16 protein-coding genes are annotated in these 18,865 nt (G+C 69.8%); 9 read left to right on the top strand and 7 right to left on the bottom strand.

What is annotated here, in order from left to right; all coding sequences use genetic code 11:
* Window positions 1-33 precede the first annotated feature (33 nt).
* Window positions 34-573, bottom strand: a complete 540-nt coding sequence (locus tag AB0C28_RS11710) for a DUF1707 domain-containing protein (protein ID WP_357844200.1) — start codon at window positions 571-573, stop codon at window positions 34-36.
* Window positions 574-604: 31 nt separating this feature from the next.
* Window positions 605-1,324, bottom strand: coding sequence for a PadR family transcriptional regulator (locus AB0C28_RS11705; protein WP_358073871.1), 720 nt, complete (start codon window positions 1,322-1,324; stop codon window positions 605-607).
* A 310-nt stretch (window positions 1,325-1,634) separates the two neighbouring features.
* Here AB0C28_RS11705 and AB0C28_RS11700 point away from each other — a divergent pair, with 310 nt between their 5' ends.
* The 3 genes from AB0C28_RS11700 (at window position 1,635) to AB0C28_RS11690 (ending at window position 6,502) form a co-directional block, all read left to right on the top strand.
* Window positions 1,635-2,363: a metal-dependent hydrolase gene (locus AB0C28_RS11700; protein WP_358073868.1), complete on the top strand. Its 729-nt coding sequence runs from the start codon at window positions 1,635-1,637 to the stop codon at window positions 2,361-2,363.
* Between the two features lie 143 nt (window positions 2,364-2,506).
* Window positions 2,507-5,248, top strand: a complete 2,742-nt coding sequence (gene acnA / locus AB0C28_RS11695) for an aconitate hydratase AcnA (protein ID WP_357844209.1) — start codon at window positions 2,507-2,509, stop codon at window positions 5,246-5,248.
* 549 nt (window positions 5,249-5,797) lie between these two features.
* Entirely contained in the window at window positions 5,798-6,502 is a 705-nt protein-coding gene (locus AB0C28_RS11690; protein ID WP_357844212.1) for a sulfite exporter TauE/SafE family protein, read from the top strand.
* Between the two features lie 220 nt (window positions 6,503-6,722).
* On the opposite strand, the gene AB0C28_RS11685 is transcribed toward AB0C28_RS11690, so the two are convergent.
* On the bottom strand, window positions 6,723-7,253 hold the full coding sequence (locus AB0C28_RS11685) for a GNAT family N-acetyltransferase (RefSeq protein ID WP_358073865.1): 531 nt from the start codon (window positions 7,251-7,253) through the stop codon (window positions 6,723-6,725).
* A gap of 462 nt (window positions 7,254-7,715) precedes the next feature.
* On the opposite strand from AB0C28_RS11685, the gene AB0C28_RS11680 reads away from it, so the two are divergent.
* From AB0C28_RS11680 to AB0C28_RS11665, 4 genes are read left to right on the top strand one after another with little or no spacing between them, the layout of a single operon-like run.
* Window positions 7,716-8,831, top strand: a complete 1,116-nt coding sequence (locus AB0C28_RS11680) for a substrate-binding domain-containing protein (protein ID WP_357844218.1) — start codon at window positions 7,716-7,718, stop codon at window positions 8,829-8,831.
* A gap of 57 nt (window positions 8,832-8,888) precedes the next feature.
* Complete coding sequence (locus tag AB0C28_RS11675; protein ID WP_357844221.1) at window positions 8,889-9,653, top strand: ATP-binding cassette domain-containing protein; 765 nt, start codon at window positions 8,889-8,891, stop codon at window positions 9,651-9,653.
* Window positions 9,650-10,912 (top strand): ABC transporter permease, encoded by a 1,263-nt coding sequence (locus tag AB0C28_RS11670; RefSeq protein ID WP_357844223.1) that lies wholly within the window; start codon window positions 9,650-9,652, stop codon window positions 10,910-10,912. The genes AB0C28_RS11675 and AB0C28_RS11670 overlap by 4 nt, the downstream gene beginning before the upstream one ends.
* A gap of 35 nt (window positions 10,913-10,947) precedes the next feature.
* The gene (locus AB0C28_RS11665; protein ID WP_357844226.1) at window positions 10,948-12,153 is read left to right on the top strand and encodes an ROK family transcriptional regulator; all 1,206 of its coding nucleotides are present in this window, start codon (window positions 10,948-10,950) and stop codon (window positions 12,151-12,153) included.
* A 72-nt stretch (window positions 12,154-12,225) separates the two neighbouring features.
* On the opposite strand, the gene AB0C28_RS11660 is transcribed toward AB0C28_RS11665, so the two are convergent.
* The 3 genes from AB0C28_RS11660 to AB0C28_RS11650 are packed head-to-tail and all read right to left on the bottom strand — an operon-like array spanning window position 12,226 to window position 14,709.
* Window positions 12,226-12,984: a neutral zinc metallopeptidase gene (locus tag AB0C28_RS11660; RefSeq protein ID WP_358073862.1), complete on the bottom strand. Its 759-nt coding sequence runs from the start codon at window positions 12,982-12,984 to the stop codon at window positions 12,226-12,228.
* 16 nt (window positions 12,985-13,000) lie between these two features.
* Window positions 13,001-13,816 (bottom strand): neutral zinc metallopeptidase, encoded by an 816-nt coding sequence (locus tag AB0C28_RS11655; protein WP_357844232.1) that lies wholly within the window; start codon window positions 13,814-13,816, stop codon window positions 13,001-13,003.
* Between the two features lie 47 nt (window positions 13,817-13,863).
* Window positions 13,864-14,709 (bottom strand): neutral zinc metallopeptidase, encoded by an 846-nt coding sequence (locus AB0C28_RS11650; protein WP_357844235.1) that lies wholly within the window; start codon window positions 14,707-14,709, stop codon window positions 13,864-13,866.
* A gap of 177 nt (window positions 14,710-14,886) precedes the next feature.
* Between AB0C28_RS11650 and dxs the strand changes: the two genes are divergently transcribed.
* Entirely contained in the window at window positions 14,887-16,785 is a 1,899-nt protein-coding gene (dxs, locus tag AB0C28_RS11645; protein ID WP_357845276.1) for a 1-deoxy-D-xylulose-5-phosphate synthase, read from the top strand.
* A 166-nt stretch (window positions 16,786-16,951) separates the two neighbouring features.
* Entirely contained in the window at window positions 16,952-18,424 is a 1,473-nt protein-coding gene (locus AB0C28_RS11640; RefSeq protein ID WP_358073859.1) for an amino acid permease, read from the top strand.
* A 35-nt stretch (window positions 18,425-18,459) separates the two neighbouring features.
* Here AB0C28_RS11640 and AB0C28_RS11635 read toward each other — a convergent pair whose 3' ends face one another.
* Window positions 18,460-18,846, bottom strand: coding sequence for an SSI family serine proteinase inhibitor (locus AB0C28_RS11635; RefSeq protein ID WP_346101158.1), 387 nt, complete (start codon window positions 18,844-18,846; stop codon window positions 18,460-18,462).
* Window positions 18,847-18,865 lie beyond the last annotated feature (19 nt).

The raw sequence follows: 18,865 nt of genomic DNA, 5'->3' as shown, positions 1-18,865 counted from the left end.
GGGTCAAGGCCCAAAACGACCGGGGCGCGGCCGTCAGCCGCGGTGGTGGAAACGGCGGCGCACCAGGGAGAACAGCAGTGCCCCCAGCCACACCACCAGCAGTGCCTTGAACACCCCGAAGCCGCCGAAGATCAGCCCGAGGACCATGAGGACGAACAGCACGGGCACCAGGGGATGGGGTCCGTGCCCTCTTCTCATGGGCCCCCGCATCGGGCCACGCATGCGCATCCCGTCGCGCCAGGCCTGCCGGGCGGCGCGGTGCATCTCGCGGTGGTCGTGGTGCACGGCCCGCATCTGGTTGCGGTGGGCGTGCATCGCCGCCCGCCAGTCGCCCATGCCGTACGGGTCGGCCGGCGGCGCGTACGGTGAGGCCTGCTCGCGGTAGGCGGGCTGCTGACCCGGCAGGTCGGCCGTCACCTGGGCCAGGTCGCGGGCCGTCTTGGCGGCCAGCGTCCGGTCGAGGCGCTCGTCGAGCTCCTCGTGGGTCAGGCGGCCCTGCGCGAAGTTCTCGCGCAGAGCGGCCATGGTCTGCTCGCGCTCGGCGTCGCCGATGCGGAGTTCGCTGCTGTCCATGCCTGGGCTCCTCGTCCTCCCGAGCGGTCGCTCACTCCTCGCCCGGGTCGCCGTCGGCCAGGATCTGGTAGAGCTTGCGCCGGGTCTCCACCAGAGTCTTACGCGCTTCGCGGATTTGTGCGTCGTTTCCGGTCTGAAGAACCTGCATCATGGCGAATGCCGACTGTCGGGCGATATGCCAGAGATCAGCGGTGTTGTCGTCGATGTCCGGACGCATCTCGTCCCAGGGAGCGCGGACTTCGTCGGCGTGTGCCTCGATGTAGTTACGGCCCTCGTCGGTCAGACGGAAGGTCTTGCGGCCCTCGTTCTCCTCCGAGACGACCAGGCCCTCGTCCGTGAGCTGCTGCAGCGCCGGGTAGACGGCGCCGGGGCTGGGCTTCCAGCCGCCCTCGCTGCGCTCGGCGATCTCCTGGATGATCTGGTAGCCGTTGCGCGGCTGCTCGGAGAGCAGGGCCAGGATCGCGGCGCGCACGTCGCCCCGCTTGGCCTTACGGCTCCTGCCGCCCCAGCCTCGGTGGCCGCCGCCCCACGGGCCGCCGCCAGGACCGAACGGGCCTTCTGGCCCGAACGGACCTCCGCGCCCGAAGTCGAACGGGCCGGGCCCGCCTCTCCTGCCGCGCTGGCGCCGCTCGTGGGGGCCGCCGTGGTGGTGGCCGCCGACCTGCTCGAAGGCGTCGGCCATGGCCCGGAACGCCTCGCGGGCCGCGCGCTTGTAGTCATGTGCGCCGGGCCAAGGTGACCCTGCTGCCATGTTGTGCACCATTACTTCCTCCTATATCGCGATCTGTTCTCGATGCGTCAAAGATATATCGATACTATGTCGTTCGCAAGCGAGGTGCGGACGTGAGCCAGATCACGAAAAAGTTGCGGAATCCGGGAACAGGATTGGGGAGGCGCTCGTTGTGTAGAGCAGACGAGGTCGTTCCGCGTCGGCAGGGCTGGGGGGTGCTGTCGCCGCGGAGACGACCTCGTCTGCGTTTGCGCGACATTCCCCTGTCGGCCGTGGAGCGTTCCGGCCCGCCGCGGCGCGTCAAGCGGTTCTTTGCCGTACAGTCCCGATCATGATGGGGCACTCTCACGCGATGACCGGGGCCATCGCCTGGCTGGGGCTGGCTCCGCCTCTCGCCGCTCTGCCATTGGTCAACGAGTCGTCACGATTCATCGAAACCGGGATCATGGCCACCGCGCTCAGTCCCGCCGAGCTGATCGCCGGGGCGATCATCTGCGCGGGCGCCGCGATGCTGCCCGACCTCGACCACCCGAGCGCGACGATCGCGCAGACGTTCGGGCCCGTGACATGGGCGCTCAGCAAGGCCGTGGCCTGGCTGTCCGGCGGCCATCGCGGGGCCACCCACTCGCTGCTCTTCGCGGTGGCGATCGGGGTCGGCGCGCACTTCCTGGCCGACGCCTATCCCTTAGGCCGCGACATCATGGTCGTGCTGCTCATCGGCCTGGCCCTGCGCGCGGTCGGCGTGGGGATCCCGGGCAACAAGATGGGGTCCGCCATGGTCAACGTCGGCATGACCGCCGGGCTCTACGCCGTCTTCCGCTCTCTCGACGTGGGTTACGCCTGGCTGGGGCTGGCGGTGGGGGTCGGCTGCCTCATCCACGTCGTCGGCGACTGCATGACCGAGCGGGGCTGCCCGGTGCTCTGGCCGCTCGGGGCCAAGTTCGTGCTGCCGTGGAAGATCGGCATCAAGACGGGCCGGACGTTCGAGCAGAAGATCCTGGCCCCGATCCTGTCCGTGGCGATCATCGGGCTGCTCTTCTGGCGGCTGGCACCCGTTTAACTTGATGTCGAGATACTCTAGAGATATCTTGACGTCGAGAGATCCGCCGCCACCTGCGAGTTAGGTTTACCTAACGTACTGCTCGGTCAGGGAGTGCGGCAGGATTCTGTTGAACACATGTCTGATGGAGGAGGCGAATCACCGTGTCCGCGAACAGCTTCGGCAGCCGTGACACGCTACGCGTCGGCGACGCGGCATACGAGATCTTCCGGCTGAATGCCGTAGAAGGCGCCGCACGCCTCCCGTACAGCCTGAAGATCCTGCTGGAAAACCTTCTCCGCACCGAGGACGGCGCCAACGTCACGGCCGACCACATCCGTGCGCTGGGCGGCTGGGACCCCAAGGCGGCGCCCAGCGTGGAGATCCAGTTCACGCCCGGCCGCGTCATCATGCAGGACTTCACCGGCGTGCCCTGCGTGGTCGACCTGGCCACCATGCGCGAGGCCGTGCGCGACCTCGGCGGCGACGCCGCCCGGATCAACCCGCTGGCGCCGGCCGAGATGGTCATCGACCACTCGGTCATCGTCGACTACTTCGGCCACCCCGACGCCTTCCAGCGCAACGTCGAGCGCGAATACGAGCGCAACCGCGAGCGCTACCAGTTCCTGCGCTGGGGCCAGACGGCCTTCGACGAGTTCAAGGTCGTCCCGCCCGGCACCGGCATCGTGCACCAGGTCAACATCGAGCACCTGGCCCGCGTGGTCATGACCCGCGACGCCGACGGCGTCACCAGGGCCTACCCCGACACCTGCGTCGGCACCGACTCGCACACCACGATGGAAAACGGCATCGGCGTGCTCGGCTGGGGCGTCGGCGGCATCGAGGCCGAGGCCGCGATGCTCGGCCAGCCGATCTCCATGCTCATCCCGCGCGTGGTCGGCTTCAAGCTCAGCGGCAAGCTGCCCGCCGGGGCCACCGCCACCGACCTGGTGCTGACGATCACCGAGATCCTGCGCAAGCACGGCGTGGTCGGCAAGTTCGTCGAGTTCTACGGCGAGGGCGTCTCCTCCGTGCCGCTGGCCGACCGGGCCACGATCGGCAACATGAGCCCCGAGTTCGGCTCCACCTGCGCGATCTTCCCGATCGACGGCCAGACCGTCGACTACCTGCGCCTGACCGGCCGTTCCGAGGAGCAGATCGCCCTCGTCGAGGCCTACGCCAAGGAGCAGGGCCTCTGGCTCGACCCGTCCTCGCCCGAGCCGGTGTTCTCCGAGTACATCGAGCTCGACCTGGCCACCGTCGTCCCGTCGATCGCCGGCCCCAAGCGCCCGCAGGACCGCATCGCGCTGTCCGACGCCAAGCGGGCCTGGCGGCACGACGTCCAGAACTACGTGAGCGACGGCGTCGACGAGGCCGTCGAGGAGAGCTTCCCCGCCTCCGACGCGCCCGCCTCCAACGCCACCGCCAACGGCGTCCGGCCGCACAAGCCGGTCCCGGTCACGCTGGCCGACGGCAGCACGTTCGAGATCGACCACGGCATCGTCTCCATCGCCGCGATCACCTCCTGCACCAACACCTCCAACCCCTACGTCATGCTCGGCGCGGCCCTGCTCGCCCGCAACGCCGTCGGCAAGGGGCTCACCCGCAAGCCGTGGGTCAAGACCTCGCTCGCCCCCGGCTCGCAGGTCGTCACCGGCTACTTCGAGCGCTCCGGCCTCCAGCCGTACCTCGACAAGATCGGCTTCAACCTCGTCGGCTACGGCTGCACCACCTGCATCGGCAACTCCGGCCCGCTGCTGCCGGAGATCTCCGACGCCATCCAGGCCAACGACCTCGCGGTCACCGCCGTCCTGTCCGGCAACCGCAACTTCGAGGGCCGGATCAACCCCGACGTCAAGATGAACTACCTGGCCTCGCCGCCGCTCGTCGTGGCGTACGCGCTGGCCGGCACCATGGACCTCGACCTCGACACCGAGCCGCTCGGCCTCGGCGCCGACGGCGAGCCCGTCTACCTGCGCGACATCTGGCCCTCGCCCGAGGAGATCGCCTCGGTGGTCCACTCCTCGATCGGCCGCGACATGTTCGAGCGCGACTACGCCGACGTGTTCAAGGGCGACGATCACTGGCGCTCGCTGCCGATCCCGACGGGCAACACCTTCGAGTGGGACCCCGACTCGACCTACGTGCGCAAGGCCCCCTACTTCGACGGCATGCCGGAGAAGCCGGAGCCGGTGTCCGACATCTCCGGCGCCCGCGTCCTGGTCAAGGTCGGCGACTCGGTCACCACCGACCACATCTCCCCGGCCGGCTCCATCAAGCCCGGCACCCCCGCCGCCGACTACCTGCGCGCCAACGGCGTCGAGGTCAAGGACTTCAACTCCTACGGCTCGCGGCGCGGCAACCACGAGGTGATGATCCGCGGCACGTTCGCCAACATCCGCCTGCGCAACCAGATCGCGCCCGGCACCGAGGGCGGCTACACCCGCGACTTCACCCAGCCCGACGCGCCGGTGTCGTTCATCTACGACGCCTCCGTCAACTACGCCGCGGCCGGCACCCCGCTGGTGGTGCTGGCGGGCAAGGAATACGGCTCCGGCTCCTCGCGCGACTGGGCGGCCAAGGGCACGGCGCTGCTCGGCGTGCGCGCGGTCATCGCCGAGTCCTACGAGCGCATCCACCGCTCCAACCTGATCGGCATGGGCGTGCTCCCGCTGCAGTTCCCCGAGGGCGGCTCGGCCGCGTCGCTGGGGCTGACGGGCGAGGAGACGTTCGACATCACCGGCGTCGAGGAGCTCAACCAGGGCGGCATCCCGCGCACGGTGCACGTCAAGGCGGGCGACGTCGAGTTCGACGCGGTCGTCCGCATCGACACCCCCGGCGAGGCCGACTACTACCGGCACGGCGGCATCATGCAGTACGTCCTGCGCTCGCTGCTCGCCAAGTGACCTGAGTCTTCCTCGCCCCTGCCCGGTCATGAGCCGGGCGGGGGCCGGAAGCCCTTGGCCTGCGTGCTGGGGGTTGGGCGTGATCCTCACGCGCCCGTATCGGGGGAACCACCCGACACCTGAGAGCCGCTCCGCGGGTAACCCCCGCGGGGCGGCTTTCTCGTCGCGTAGGGCGTCGTACAGGCGTCTCTCGGCCGTGCGCGGGGCGCCCGGCACCCCGGCGCCCGGTACGGTCGTCAGACGCGCCCACGAGCGGCCCAGGCGGCGCACAACCGTCGAAAGAACGCCCGCGCGGGCCGGCCGGGGATACGCGGCCCCCGCCTGGGACGCGATCCTGTCTAGGACACGCGGCCTCAGCCTGGGACGCGCGGCGTACACCGAGAGCACCGAGCACCGAGCACCGAGCACCGAGAGCACCGAGAGCACCGAGAGCACCGAGAGCACCGAGAGCACCGAGAGCACGGTGACACGGTGGAAGACGCCGGTCGGTGTGATGATTGACTCTGCCGCATGGGTGGTGATGCGGCGTTGGTCCTGGTTGTCGGAGGATTGGCGGTTTTCGCGGGCGCGATCGTGCAGGGCGGGGTGGGCTTCGGGCTCGGGCTGGTCGCCGTCCCGGTGCTGACCATGCTGGTCCCCGACCTCATGCCCGGCGCCGCACAGGTGGTCAACCTGGTCCTGCCGCTGTTCACCCTGGCCGTCGAATGGCGGAAGGTTGACTGGCGCGGGGTCGTGTTCGCGGCGCTTGGCCGGCTGCCGGGCAGCGTGATCGGAGGCGCCATCGTCGTCACCTTCACCGTGCAGGCCAGGAGCCTCTTCGTGGCGGTCATGGTGCTGCTCGCCGTGGCGCTGACCGGGCGGGCGCTGAGCGTGCCGCGCAATGGGTTCACGATCACCTCGGCCGGCTTCGTCTCCGGCGTCACCGGCACCGCCACGGGCATCGGCGGCCCGCCGATCGGTCTCGTCTATCAGAGCGCCAAGGGTCCGCAGATCCGGGCGACACTGGCGATGTTCTTCTTCCTGAGCGCCGCCCAGTCGCTGGCCATCCTCGCGTACGTGGACGAACTACCCGCCCGCGCCCTGCTGACGGGAGCGGCGCTGATCGTGCCGATGGTGCTCGGCTTCCTGGTCTCGGGACGCCTGCGCCGCTACCTCGACGGCGGCCGCGCACGGACGGCGGTGCTGGTGGTGGCCGCAGCCTCCGCCCTGGCCCTCATCGCCCAGAACGCCCTCACCCAGGGCTGGCTCCCCTGACACGGCACGCGACCGCGTGCCGTCGCCGCGAACGCTCCGCCGACGAAGGTGGCGAGGGCGGTGCCCACGTCACGGGGTGATCGGCATCACCGATCAGCTCGCACCCGCCGGCCGCAGCAGTTCACGCCCGCTGGCGACGGCTGTTCACGCCTGCCAGTAGCGGCAGTTCTCATCCGTCGGTGGCGGCGGTTCGCGTTCGCCGGTCGCCGGTCGTCGGGACTCACCCGCCGCTTCCGGGGGAGGGCGGCAGCGGGAGTTCGAGTTCGAGCTCGTGCCGGATGGGGATTCCGTCCAGCCCGATCTCGGGAATCGACGGCTTGAGCGCGCGAGACCGGGCGACCGCGTCACGGTGCACGGCGACGAGGTCGAAGCCGTACCGCTGGTAGAAGCGCAGCGCCCGCAGGTTGTCGTTGGTGGTGATCAGCCACAGCCGTTCGACGCCCTCGGCGCGTGCCGCCCCGGCCACGGCGTCGACGAGAGCGGTGCCCACGCCCGCGCCGTCACGTACGGAGTCGAGCGTCACGAGCTCGCACTCCCGGCCGTCGATCCGGTAGGTGGCGACGCCGACCCGTTGTTCGTCGAGCAGCGCGATGACCCCGGGCAGCGCCGTCGTGTCGTGGGCGACACCGCGGCTCACGGAGACGCTCCCGCCCCACCTCTCGGCGAACAGCGTCTCCAGCCAGGGGAGATCATCGGCGGTGAGCGGCCGCACCGCAGGACGGGGTGCCCGCTCGTGACCGGAAGATGGCATGGGACCTCGCAGGACTGTCGGTTGACGTTCGATTGTAGGCAGACCGACGTCGCACTCGCTCCGGAGGGCCGACCCACCCGCAGACCGAGGTCGTACTTGCTCCGGAGGGCCGACGCCCCCACAGGCCGGGGTCGCACTCGCTCCGGACGGCCCGCGCACCCCACGAGCCGGCGGCAGGGGATCGCGGGTCGGATCGGCCGCAGCCCTTCCAGCGCGGACCCAAGTCTTCATCCGCGCCCTCACGAACGCGTCCGACCGCGAGTGCGCCGGCGCCGGTGCCACCGGCGCTGGACACCCCGGACGGTTGCCGGCAGGCGTCGGGTGGATTGAGGTGACGTTTCTGGATTGTTACCGGAAACAACAAACTAGCCGCCTCGACCCCCTTCCCATGCGCTCGATCCCGGAATACGTTGCCGCAAACAACATTCATCCGGGCCCCTCCGGAAGAAAGGACCCTGCACCATGCGCAAGGGGATCCTCAGCATGACCGCCGCGGCAGCCGCGCTCGCACTAGGTCTCACCGCCTGCGGGGGCGACGGCGGCCAGACCACTACGTCGACCTCGTCCGCCCCGGCCTCCTCGGCCGCCGCGGCCGGCAAGATCGGTGTCATCCTGCCGGACAGCAAGTCCTCGGCCCGGTGGGAGACGGCTGACCGTAAGTACCTCGAAGAGGCGTTCAAGGCGGCGGGTGTCGCGTACGACATCCAGAACGCGCAGAACGACAAGACCGCGTTCCAGACCATCGCCGACCAGATGATCACCAACGGCGCGACCGTCCTGATGATCGTGAACCTGGACAGCGGCACCGGCAAGACGGTGATCGAGAAGGCCAAGTCTCAGGGCGTGCCCACGATCGACTACGACCGTCTGACGCTCGGTGGCGGCGCCGCCTACTACGTCAGCTTCGACAACACGAAGGTCGGCACGCTCCAGGGCGAAGGCCTCAGCAAGTGCCTGACCGACAAGAAGGTCGAAAAGCCCATCGTCGCCTACCTGAACGGGTCGCCGACGGACAACAACGCCACCCTGTTCAAGGAGGGCTACGACGGGGTGCTGAAGCCGAAGTTCGACTCCGGCGATTACGTCAAGGGCCCCGACCAGTCCGTGCCCGACTGGGACAACACCCAGGCCGGCACGATCTTCGAGCAGATGCTGACCGAGCAGCCGAAGATCGCCGGTGTCCTGGCCGCCAACGACGGCCTCGGCAACGCCGCCATCACGGTGCTGAGGAAGAACAACCTCAACGGCAAGGTCCCGGTCACGGGTCAGGACGCCACCGTCCAGGGTCTGCAGAACATCCTGGCCGGCGACCAGTGCATGACCGTCTACAAGGCGGTCAAGAAGGAGGCCGACGCCGCGGCCAAGCTCGCCGTGTCCCTGGCCAAGGGTGAGAAGCCCACGGCCAGCGGCAGCGTCAAGGACCCGGAGACGAACCAGGACGTGCCCGCCGAGCTGATGGAGCCGCAGGCCATCTACCTCGACAACGTCAAGGACGTGGTGGCCGACGGTTACGTCACCAAGGAGGAACTCTGCAAGGGTGACTTCGCCGAGAAGTGCACCGAGGCAGGCATTCAATAACACCCAGGGGTACGGCCCGCGTCACGAGCGCGGCCGTACCCCCGTTTAGGGAGCCACATGAACCCCCTCCTTGAAGTGCGCGGGCTCGACAAGAGCTTCGGTCCGGTGAAGGTCCTGCACGACGTCGAGTTCGCCGCCTACCCCGGCCAGGTCACCGCGCTCGTCGGTGACAACGGCGCGGGCAAGTCCACCCTGGTCAAGTGCATCGGCGGGATCTACCCGATCGACTCGGGCCAGGTGCTCTTCGACGGCGCCGAGGTCCACGTGCACAGTCCCCGCGACGCGGGCGAGCTGGGCATCGAGATCGTCTACCAGGACCTCGCCCTGTGCGACAACCTCGACATCGTCCAGAACATGTTCCTCGGCAGGGAGCGCAAGAACGGCATCCTGCTGGACGAGGACAGCATGGAGGAGCTGGCCGAGAAGACCCTGAGCGGCCTGTCCGTACGGACGGTGAAGTCGATCAGGCAGCAGGTCTCCAGCCTCTCGGGAGGCCAGCGGCAGACCGTGGCCATCGCCAAGGCCGTGCTGTGGAACAGCAAGGTCGTCATCCTGGACGAGCCGACCGCGGCGCTGGGCGTGGCCCAGACCGCGCAGGTGCTGGAGCTGGTGCGCCGGCTGGCCGACACCGGCCTGGCCGTCGTGCTCATCTCGCACAACATGAACGACGTGTTCGCCGTCTCCGACCGCATCGCGGCGCTCTACCTCGGCAGGATGGCCGCCCAGGTCAAGACCTCCGACGTCACGCACGCCCAGGTCGTCGAACTGATCACCTCCGGCCGCAGCGGCGAACTGGGCCTCAAGAACGGGGTCACCCCATGAACAAGGTCAAAGAACTTCCCGGGGAGGCCATCGTCACGGCGGCGGAGGCCCCATCCATCAGGAACAGCTTCCTCGCCTACATCCAGCGGGTGCGCGGCGGCGACATGGGCGCGCTGCCGGCCGTGCTCGGCCTGGTCGTGCTCTGCGCGGTCTTCGCCGCCGCCCGTCCCTCCTTCGTCACGGCGATCAACTTCGCCAACCTGTTCACGCAGGGCGCGGCCGTCACGCTCATCGCCATGGGCCTGGTGTTCGTGCTGCTGCTCGGCGAGATCGACCTGTCCGCGGGCTTCGCCAGCGGCGTCTGCGCGGCGGTGCTCGCCGTCACCCTGGCCAGCGCGGGTCTGCCCTGGTACGTCTGCGTGGCGGCGGCCATCCTCACCGGCGTGATCATCGGCACGGTGCTGGGCTCACTGGTCGCCAAGGTCGGCATACCGTCGTTCGTGGTCACCCTGGCCGCGTTCCTCGCCTTCCAGGGCCTGGTCCTGGTGCTGGTGGACGAGGGCACGAACATCTCCGTCCGCGACGAGGTGATCGTCGCCATCGCCAACAAGAACCTGCCGCCCTGGCTCGGCTGGGCCGTCTACGCGGCGTGCGTGGCGATCTTCGCCGGCGTGCAGCTCAGGCGGGCCAGGAAGCGGGCGAGCCGCGGCCTGGTCGCCGACCCGCTGTCGCTGATCGCCTTCCGCGTCGGCATGCTGGCGCTCTTCGCCGGGCTCGCGGTGGCCGCGCTCAACCTGGAGCGCAGCCGTAACCCGGCGCTCGTCTCGCTCACCGGCGTGCCGATCGTGGTGCCGATCATCCTGGTGCTGCTGGTCGTGTGGACGCTGGTGCTGCGCCGCACCGGGTTCGGACGCCACCTGTACGCGGTCGGCGGCAACACCGAGGCGGCCAGGCGAGCCGGCATCCCGGTCGACCGGATCAAGATCAGCGCGTTCGTGATCTGCTCCTCGATGGCCGCGATCGGCGGCATCGTGGCCGCCTCCAGGGCCAGCTCCGTCGACCCGAACACGGGCGGCAGCTCCGTCCTGCTGTACGCGGTCGGCGCGGCGGTCATCGGCGGCACCAGCCTGTTCGGCGGCAAGGGCAGGGTGCTCGACGCCGTGCTCGGCGGCGCCGTGGTGGCGGTGATCGAGAACGGGATGGGCCTGATGGGGTACGGGGCCAGCGTGAAATACCTGGTCACCGGGTCTGTGCTGCTGCTCGCGGCGGGAGTCGACGCCCTCGCACGCAAGCGGGCGGCTGCCGCTGGTCTAAGGTGATCAGCGACTCACAGCCCCTGAAGGAACCCCAGACCATGCGTGCCGGCCCCTCCCAAGAGGACATCAGACGCCACAACCTCGGCGCGCTGCTTCGCCACGTCCATCTGGGCGGGCCGATCTCGCGCGCCGAGCTGACCGCGAAGATGGGGCTCAACCGCAGCACGATCATGGCCCTGACCTCCGACCTCACCGCCGCGGGGCTGGTGCGGGAGGAGCTGCCGCGAGAGACGGGCCGGGCCGGCCGGCCCTCGCTCGTGGTGCGCCCCGAGTCGGCCAGGGTGTACGTGTTCGCCTTCGACGTGGGCCCCGACAGGCTGGCCGTGGCCCGCGTGGGGCTGGGCGGGGTGATCCTCGACCGCAAGGAGTGCGTACGCGACCGCGACCGGTTCGAGCTGGACGAGCTGGCCGGGACGCTGTCCGGGTTCGCCCGGCAGATGCGCCGCAAGACCAGGGACGACACGGTCTGCGTCGGCGCGGCGGCGGCGGTCTCGGGCGGCGTGCGCAAGGGCGACGGCGTGATCAAGTTCGGGCCCAACCTGATGGCCGACGAGGTGCCGTTCGGCGACGAACTGGCCCGCAGGCTCGGGCTCGGCCTGCCCGTCAGCGTGGGCAACGACGCCAACCTGGCCGCGCTCGCCGAGCACAGCCGCGGCGTGGGGGCGGCCGTCAGAGACCTCATCTTCCTGCACGGCGACGTCGGCATCGGCGGCGGCATCATCGCGGGCGGCCACCTGCTCGGCGGCCACGACGGCTACGGCGGCGAGGTCGGCCACATGGTCGTCAACCCCGGCGGGCGCGCCTGCGGCTGCGGCTCGCACGGATGCCTCGAAGCCGAGGTGGGGGAGCGGGCGCTGCTGGAGTCGGCCGGGCGGGTCGCGGCCGGGCAGCACGGCCGTGACGCGGTGCGCACGGTCGTGGCGGCGGCCGACCGGGGCGACATCGTGGCCCAGGAGGCGCTCAGCCGGGTCGGCGACTGGCTCGGGCTGGGCGTGGCCAATCTGGTGAACATCTTCAACCCGGAGATCGTGGTCTTCGGCGGCATTCTGCGCGACATCTACCTCGGGTCGGCCGCGCAGGTGCGGACACAGCTCGCCCTGCACGCGATGGCGCCGCAGCGTGAGCGGCTGCGGCTGCGTACCTCGGCCCTCGGCGACGCGGCCACCCTGGTCGGGGCCGCCGAACTGGCCTTCGCCCACGTCCTGGCCGACCCGCTGGAGGTCCTGGCCCGCGTGACCGCCTGACCCGCGAGAACGCCTCGCGCCCTGACTTACGGCGAAATACCCGGATTGTGCGGACGTGGGGCCGTCGCGGGTTCAGGTGACCTTGTGCTCGCCGGCCGTCCAGGTGTTGCAGAACCCGGCGGTCCCGCCCCGGTAACCCCGGTCCTGCCAGGACGCCAGGTTGCGCGGTTTGCCGTGGATGTCGCTCTCGTTCGCCGAGCGCACCGCCGCCAGCCAGTCCTTCCAGCCGATGTCCGGCCCGATCGACTTGAGCGTGGCGCTGTAGAAGACCCCGGCGAAGCACTCGGCCTGCATCTCCAGCCGGTGGCTGAGCAGCCTGCGCGCGCTCTTGGAGGCGGGCGCGTACAGGGCGGCCTGCGCGTTCAGCACCCCGATGAGCTGCTGCACGTGATGACCCCACTCGTGCGCGACGGAGTGCGCCAGGTTCATCCGAAACGGATCCCGCAGGTCGCCCTTGGTGATCCGGACGACGATCGTGCGCTGCTCGGGACAGTACTGCGCCCCGCTGCTGGTGATCGCCCCGCAGACCGAGTCGCCGCCCGTGGTGATCGTGACCCCGGGAGAGTCGTACGCCAGCCCGGCGGCGGCGAACCTGCCCGCCCAGAAGCGGTCCGCGCATGCCGCCATCGCCCGGTGGAAGGCCCGGAGCGAGGCCGTGCTCCCCGGCCTGATCTCGGGGACCGCGCACTTCTGCGCCACCACCTCCCCGCCCGCCGAGCCCAGCAGCCCGCCCTGGCCGATCCTGGCCGCGGCCCGCGCGGGCGCGGGCGGGAGCAGTCCCGCGACCACGCACGTGACCAGTGCTACGAGGAAGGCGAGGAGAACGCGCATGATCCCGGTGGAGGGCTCAGGACACTTGCGACTTGGGCGCCTTGAAGGTGTTGCAGCCGCCGGCCGACTCGGTGTCGTATCCCCGCGTGAGCCAGGCGCCGATGTTCTTTGCGCTGCCGTGCGTCTGCTGGGCCTGGTCCTTGCCCTTGATGCCGAGGAGAGACAGGACGGACCCGCTGCCGCCTCTCCTCGCGATGAAGGTGAAGTCGGTCTCCTTGCGGCCCAGGGAGTGCCACACACTGCCGACGAACGTCCCGGACAGGCACTCGGCCTGCAGTTCGATCCGGCGCGACTCGTCCAGGACCCGGGCCGCGTTCTTCCCGTTGTAGCGCGTCATCGCGCCGAGCATGCCGGTGAGCCGCTGGACGTGGTGACCGTACTCGTGGGCCAGCACGACCATCAGCCACAGGTCGTTGGGCTCCTCCACGGTGCCCGGCTCCACCAGGAAGGTGATCCGCCTGTTCGTCGGGCAGTAGACCGCCTGGGCGCCGGCTGGGAACTTGCCGCATCCGGTCGGCACGCCCGCCTTGCCGGTCAGCCGCAGGGTCGGCTTGCCGAAGGTGAAGCCCGCGCGCTGGACCACGGGCTTCCAGGCGGCGTCGAGGCAGTCGAGCACCCCCTCCAGGTAGACCCTGACCTCGTCCAGATCGGCGCTCTGGACGTCCGGTTCGTCGCACGTCTTGTAGCCGAGCTTGCCCGTCTTGTAGATCGGGTTCTTCGCTAAGGCCGCCTTGAAGGCGGGCGCCGAGGAGGAGGCGGCGGCGTGGGCGGTGCCGGCGAGGAGCACGCTCGCCAGGGCACCCGCCAGCAACGCCGTTCGGGGGATACGCATGAGACGGAACCCTAATGAAAGAAGGAGTTCCAGGTAAAGAAGATCAATCAGGTGACATTTCGGGGATTGGCCGCCCAAGTGTTGCAGGAGCCGGGGGTGCCGCGGTTGAACCCGCGCGTCATCCACGCCGCCTGCGTCGGTCCTCGGCCGTGGTCGTTCTGCGGCCAGCCCTTGGCGCCGTTCTTCCTGAACCAGCCCACCGTGTACGCCCAGTCGGCGTCCGTGACGAGCGGGGTGCCGCGCATCGTGCTCATGAAGACCGCGGAGAAGCACTCGGCCTGCAGCTCGGAGTTGCGCGAGAGCTGGAGGCGCTTGGCCTTGCCCGCGACGGAGCGCGCGGACCAGTAGTAGGTCCAGATGCCGGAGACCTGCTGCACGTGGTGGCCGTACTCGTGGGCGATCAGGCGGGTGATGCCCAGCGGGAACGGGTTGCGCAGCTGGGACTTGCTGATCATCAGGTACATCGTGCGGTCGGTGGAGCAGTAGACGCCGTCGGCGCCGGTGTTCCACGCGCCGCAAGGCGTCTTGATCTTCCTGGTGATGATGCGCAGCCGCGGCTTGGCGAAGGGCATCTTCGCCTTGCGGAACTGCGCCGCCCACGCCTTGTTCAGGCAGAAGGTCACGCGGGTCAGGAAACGCCGGTACGCCACCATGCTCCCGGCGGGCAGCGCCCCGGGGGCGCAGTTCACGTCGGTGAGGCGTCCGGTCTTGTAGAGGGGATTGGCCGTCGCCCGGGACCGGCCGGCCGCTCCGGCCCCCTGTCTCCGGTCGGCGGCCAGCTTGGCGGGCGGTGAGGCGAGCTGCTGGCCCTCGTTGACGGGGGCCGCCGACGTCGTGGCCACGTCCGCCAGAACGAGCACCAGAGCCGTCGCTGCCAGGACGAGTGCCAGCATGGCGGCCACAAGGGTCGCGAGTCTGCTTTTGGGGACGGAGTTCATAGGTACCGAAAGACTAGGTCAAGATCGGACATATGTGGGTGGATTTGACTCGATGGAGTCAGTGAGGCATCCGCGAACTAGACTCTTGGGGATCGGCGCAAAAGAGCAGAGGGGGTCGGATCCGTGAGCGGGTTGCTGGGCTCGATCGAGGGACCGCAGGACGTAAAACGGCTCACTGTCGAGGAGCTGCCACAGCTCGCGGGGGAGATCCGTGATGTCCTCGTCGACGCCTGCGCCAGGTTCGGCGGACACCTGGGCCCCAACCTCGGTGTGGTCGAACTCACGATCGCCCTCCACCGCGTGTTCGACTCACCCCGCGACCCCATCATCTGGGACACCGGCCATCAGTCGTACGTGCATAAATTGCTCACCGGCAGGGCCGCCGGCTTCGAGGCGCTCAAGCAGGAGGGCGGCCTGTCCGGCTATCCCAGCCAGGCCGAGTCCGAGCACGACTTCGTGGAGAACTCCCACGCCTCGACCGCGCTGTCCTACGCCGACGGCCTGGCCAAGGCGTTCAAGCTGCACCGCGATCGTGACGCCTCGGGCGACGCCGGCCGCACCGCCGTCGCGGTGATCGGCGACGGCGCCCTGACCGGCGGCATGGCCTGGGAGGCGCTCAACAACATCGCCGCGATCAAGGATCTGCCGGTCGTGATCGTGGTCAACGACAACGGCCGCTCCTACTCGCCCACGATCGGCGGCCTGGCCTCCCACCTGTCCTCGCTGCGGGTCAACCGCCGCTACGAGGACGTCCTCGAATACGTCAAGGACAAGATCGGCAACGTTCCCGTCCTCTACGACGCCCTGCACGGCTTCAAGAAGGGCGTCAAAGACGTCCTGGCGCCGCAGGTGATGTTCGAGGACCTCGGCCTCAAATACGTCGGCCCCATCGACGGCCACGACGAGCAGGCCATGGAGGCGGCCCTGCGCCAGGCCCGCGACTTCCGCGGCCCCGTCATCGTGCACGCCCTCACCCAGAAGGGCCGCGGCTACACCCCCGCGGAAAACCACGACGAGGACCAGTTCCACTCGCCCGGCGCCTTCGACCGCGCCACCGGCGCGGAGAAGCCCAAGGGCCGCATCTGGACCAACGTCTTCAGCGAGGAGCTCGTCCGGCTCGGCAAGGAGCGTGACGACCTGGTCGCGATCACCGCAGCCATGCTCCACCCGACCGGCCTCAACGCCTTCGCCGAGGCCTACCCCGACCGCATCTACGACGTCGGCATCGCCGAGCAGCACGCGCTGACCAGCGCCGCCGGGCTCGCCCTCGGCGGCCTGCACCCGATCGTGGCCGTCTACGCCACCTTCCTCAACCGCGCCTTCGACCAGCTCCTCATGGATGTCGCCCTGCACCGCCTGCCGGTCACGGTCGTGCTCGACCGGGCGGGCGTCACCGGCGACGACGGCGCCAGCCACAACGGCATGTGGGACCTGTCGATCCTCCAGGTCGTCCCCGGGCTCGGCATCGCGGTGCCGCGCGACGGCGACCGCCTGACCGAGCTGCTGCGCGAGGCCGTCGAGGTCACCGACGGCCCCACCGTGCTGCGCTTCCCCAAGGGCCCGGTCGCCGAGCCGATCGAGGCGGTGGGCAAGCTGGGCGAGATGGACCTGCTGCGGGCCGCCGAGGCCGAGCCCGACGTGCTGCTGGTGGGCGTGGGCCCGATGGCGCAGGTCTGCATGGACGCCGCGGTCCTGCTCGACGCCCAGGGCATCTCGGCCACCGTGGTCGACCCGCGCTGGGTCAAGCCGCTCGACGAGGCGCTCGTCCTGGCCGCCGGCGCGCACAAGCTGGTCGCGGTGGTCGAGGACAACGGGCGCGTCGGCGGCGTGGGCGACGCCGTGGCCCGCCTGCTGCGCGATGCCGACGTCGACGTCCCGGTACGCACCTACGGCATCCCGCAGCAGTTCCTCGACCACGCCAAGCGGGCCAAGATCCTCGGCCGGATCGGCCTGACCGGCCAGGACCTGGCCCGCCAGATCACCGAGGCGGTGGCTCGGCGCAGCAACGCCGCAGAGCCCGCCCGCCGCTGACCACCGCGGCTGACCACCGCCGCTGACCACCGCCACTGACCACCAGCGCTGACGTCCCGCGCGGGTCCGCTGCACCGGCCCGCGCTCCTGTCCCTGCCCTGAGGTGATCCAAGCCTGTACCCGGTTACGGGCATGATCACCCTGGGTGTGGGAAATATCGCAGATCGTGGACATCTTTCGCACGAAGACTGTCGAGCAGTCGATCCGCGACACCGAAGCCCCCGAACACCAGCTGCGAAAGCGCCTGACCGCCACGGACCTCACGGTCTTCGGCATCGGCGTGATCGTCGGCACCGGGATCTTCGTGCTGACCGGACAGGTCGCCAAGGAGACGGCCGGGCCCGCCGTGGCCGTCTCGTTCGTCGTCGCCGGCATCGTGTGCGGACTCGCGGCCCTGTGCTACGCCGAGTTCGCCTCCACCATCCCGGTCGCCGGGTCCGCCTACACCTTCTCCTTCGCCACCCTGGGCGAGTTCCCCGCCTGGGTGATCGGCTGGGACCTGATCCTGGAGCTGGCGCTGGCCGCGGCCGTGGTGGCGGTCGGCTGGTCGGGCTACTTCGCCTCGCTGCTGTCGACGTTCGGGCTGAACCTGCCCCCCTCCATCGCCGGCGCCGATCCGGTGGTGAACGTCCCCGCCGTCGCCATCGTGGCGATCCTGACCGCGGTCCTGGTGGCCGGGATCAAGCTGTCCTCGCGGGTCAACCTGATCCTGGTGATCACCAAGGTCGCCGTGGTGCTGCTGGTCATCGTGGCGGGGCTGTTCTTCATCAACGGCGCCAACTACACGCCGTTCATCCCCGAGGCGGTCTCCACCCCGCGCGTGGAGGGGCTGGAGGCGCCGCTGTTCCAGGTGATGTTCGGCATCACGCCGGTGGCGTTCGGCGTGATCGGCATCTTCTCCGCCGCGGCGATCGTGTTCTTCGCCTTCATCGGCTTCGACATCGTGGCCACCGCCGCGGAGGAGACCGTCAATCCGCAGCGCGACGTGCCGCGCGGCATCATCGGCTCGCTGGTGATCTGCACGATCCTGTACGTCGCCGTCTCGCTCGTCGTCGTCGGCATGCAGCACTACAGCGAGCTGAGCACCGAGGCGCCCCTGTCAGGCGCCTTCACCGCGGTCGGACAGCCCTGGCTGGCCACGATCATCGGCCTGGGCGCCATCGCCGGCCTGACGACCGTGGTGCTGGTGCTGCTGCTGGGCCAGACCCGGGTGCTGTTCGCGATGTGCCGTGACGGGCTGCTGCCACGCTCCATGGCGAAGGTGCATCCCAAGTTCGGCACCCCGGCCCGGCTCACGACGCTCATCGGGGTGGTGACGATGGCGCTGGCCGGCTTCGTCTCCTTCGGCGAGCTGGCCGAACTGGTGAACATCGGCACGCTGTTCGCGTTCGTGGTGGTCTCGATCGGCGTGGTCGTCCTGCGCAGGACCAGGCCGGACCTGCCGCGGGCGTTCAAGACGCCGCTGGTGCCGGTGCTGCCGGCATTGTCCGTGCTGGCCTGCCTCTACCTCATGCTCAACCTGCCGGTGCAGACCTGGCTGCGGTTCCTGATCTGGATGGTCATCGGCGTGGTGCTCTACTTCGCCTACGGCTACTGGCACAGCCGTACCGCGATGCCCTGGCAGAAGGCCCGCCACTGAGACCGGGATCACCGGGGCGGGCCCTCAGCGGGTGCTCAGAGCGAGACGACCGCCCCGGTGGCCGCGCGGACCAGGCAGCCGTTGGCGAAGACCTTGGCCCACTGCACGCGCGAGCTGTACCAGCGGCCCACGACCACGACGGCGTGCGGCGCGAGCTCCTTGGTGCAGACGGCGTTCGGATGCACGTTGAGGTCGGCCGGCTTGCCGCCGACCCGCTCCAGCTGGCGGCAGGCCGCGCGGGCGTTGGGGTGGGTGCCGCCGGCGGGCGCGCAGTGCAGCCAGACGGTCTTCGTCACCCCGCTCTTGGCCGCGTCGACGATCTTGAGCTGCACCTTGGGGGGCGGGGCGACGGCCAGGGCGGGCGACGACGCGCCCGCCAGGAGGGTGCCGCAGAGCGCGAGGGTGCCTGCTGCTCTCATCATGGTTACTCTCCGTTCGTAG

The sequence above is a fragment of the Nonomuraea sp. NPDC048892 genome, from assembly GCF_040649735.1.
GTDB classification, from domain to species: domain Bacteria; phylum Actinomycetota; class Actinomycetes; order Streptosporangiales; family Streptosporangiaceae; genus Nonomuraea; species Nonomuraea maheshkhaliensis.
This window is presented reverse-complemented; position numbering and strand designations above follow the sequence as displayed.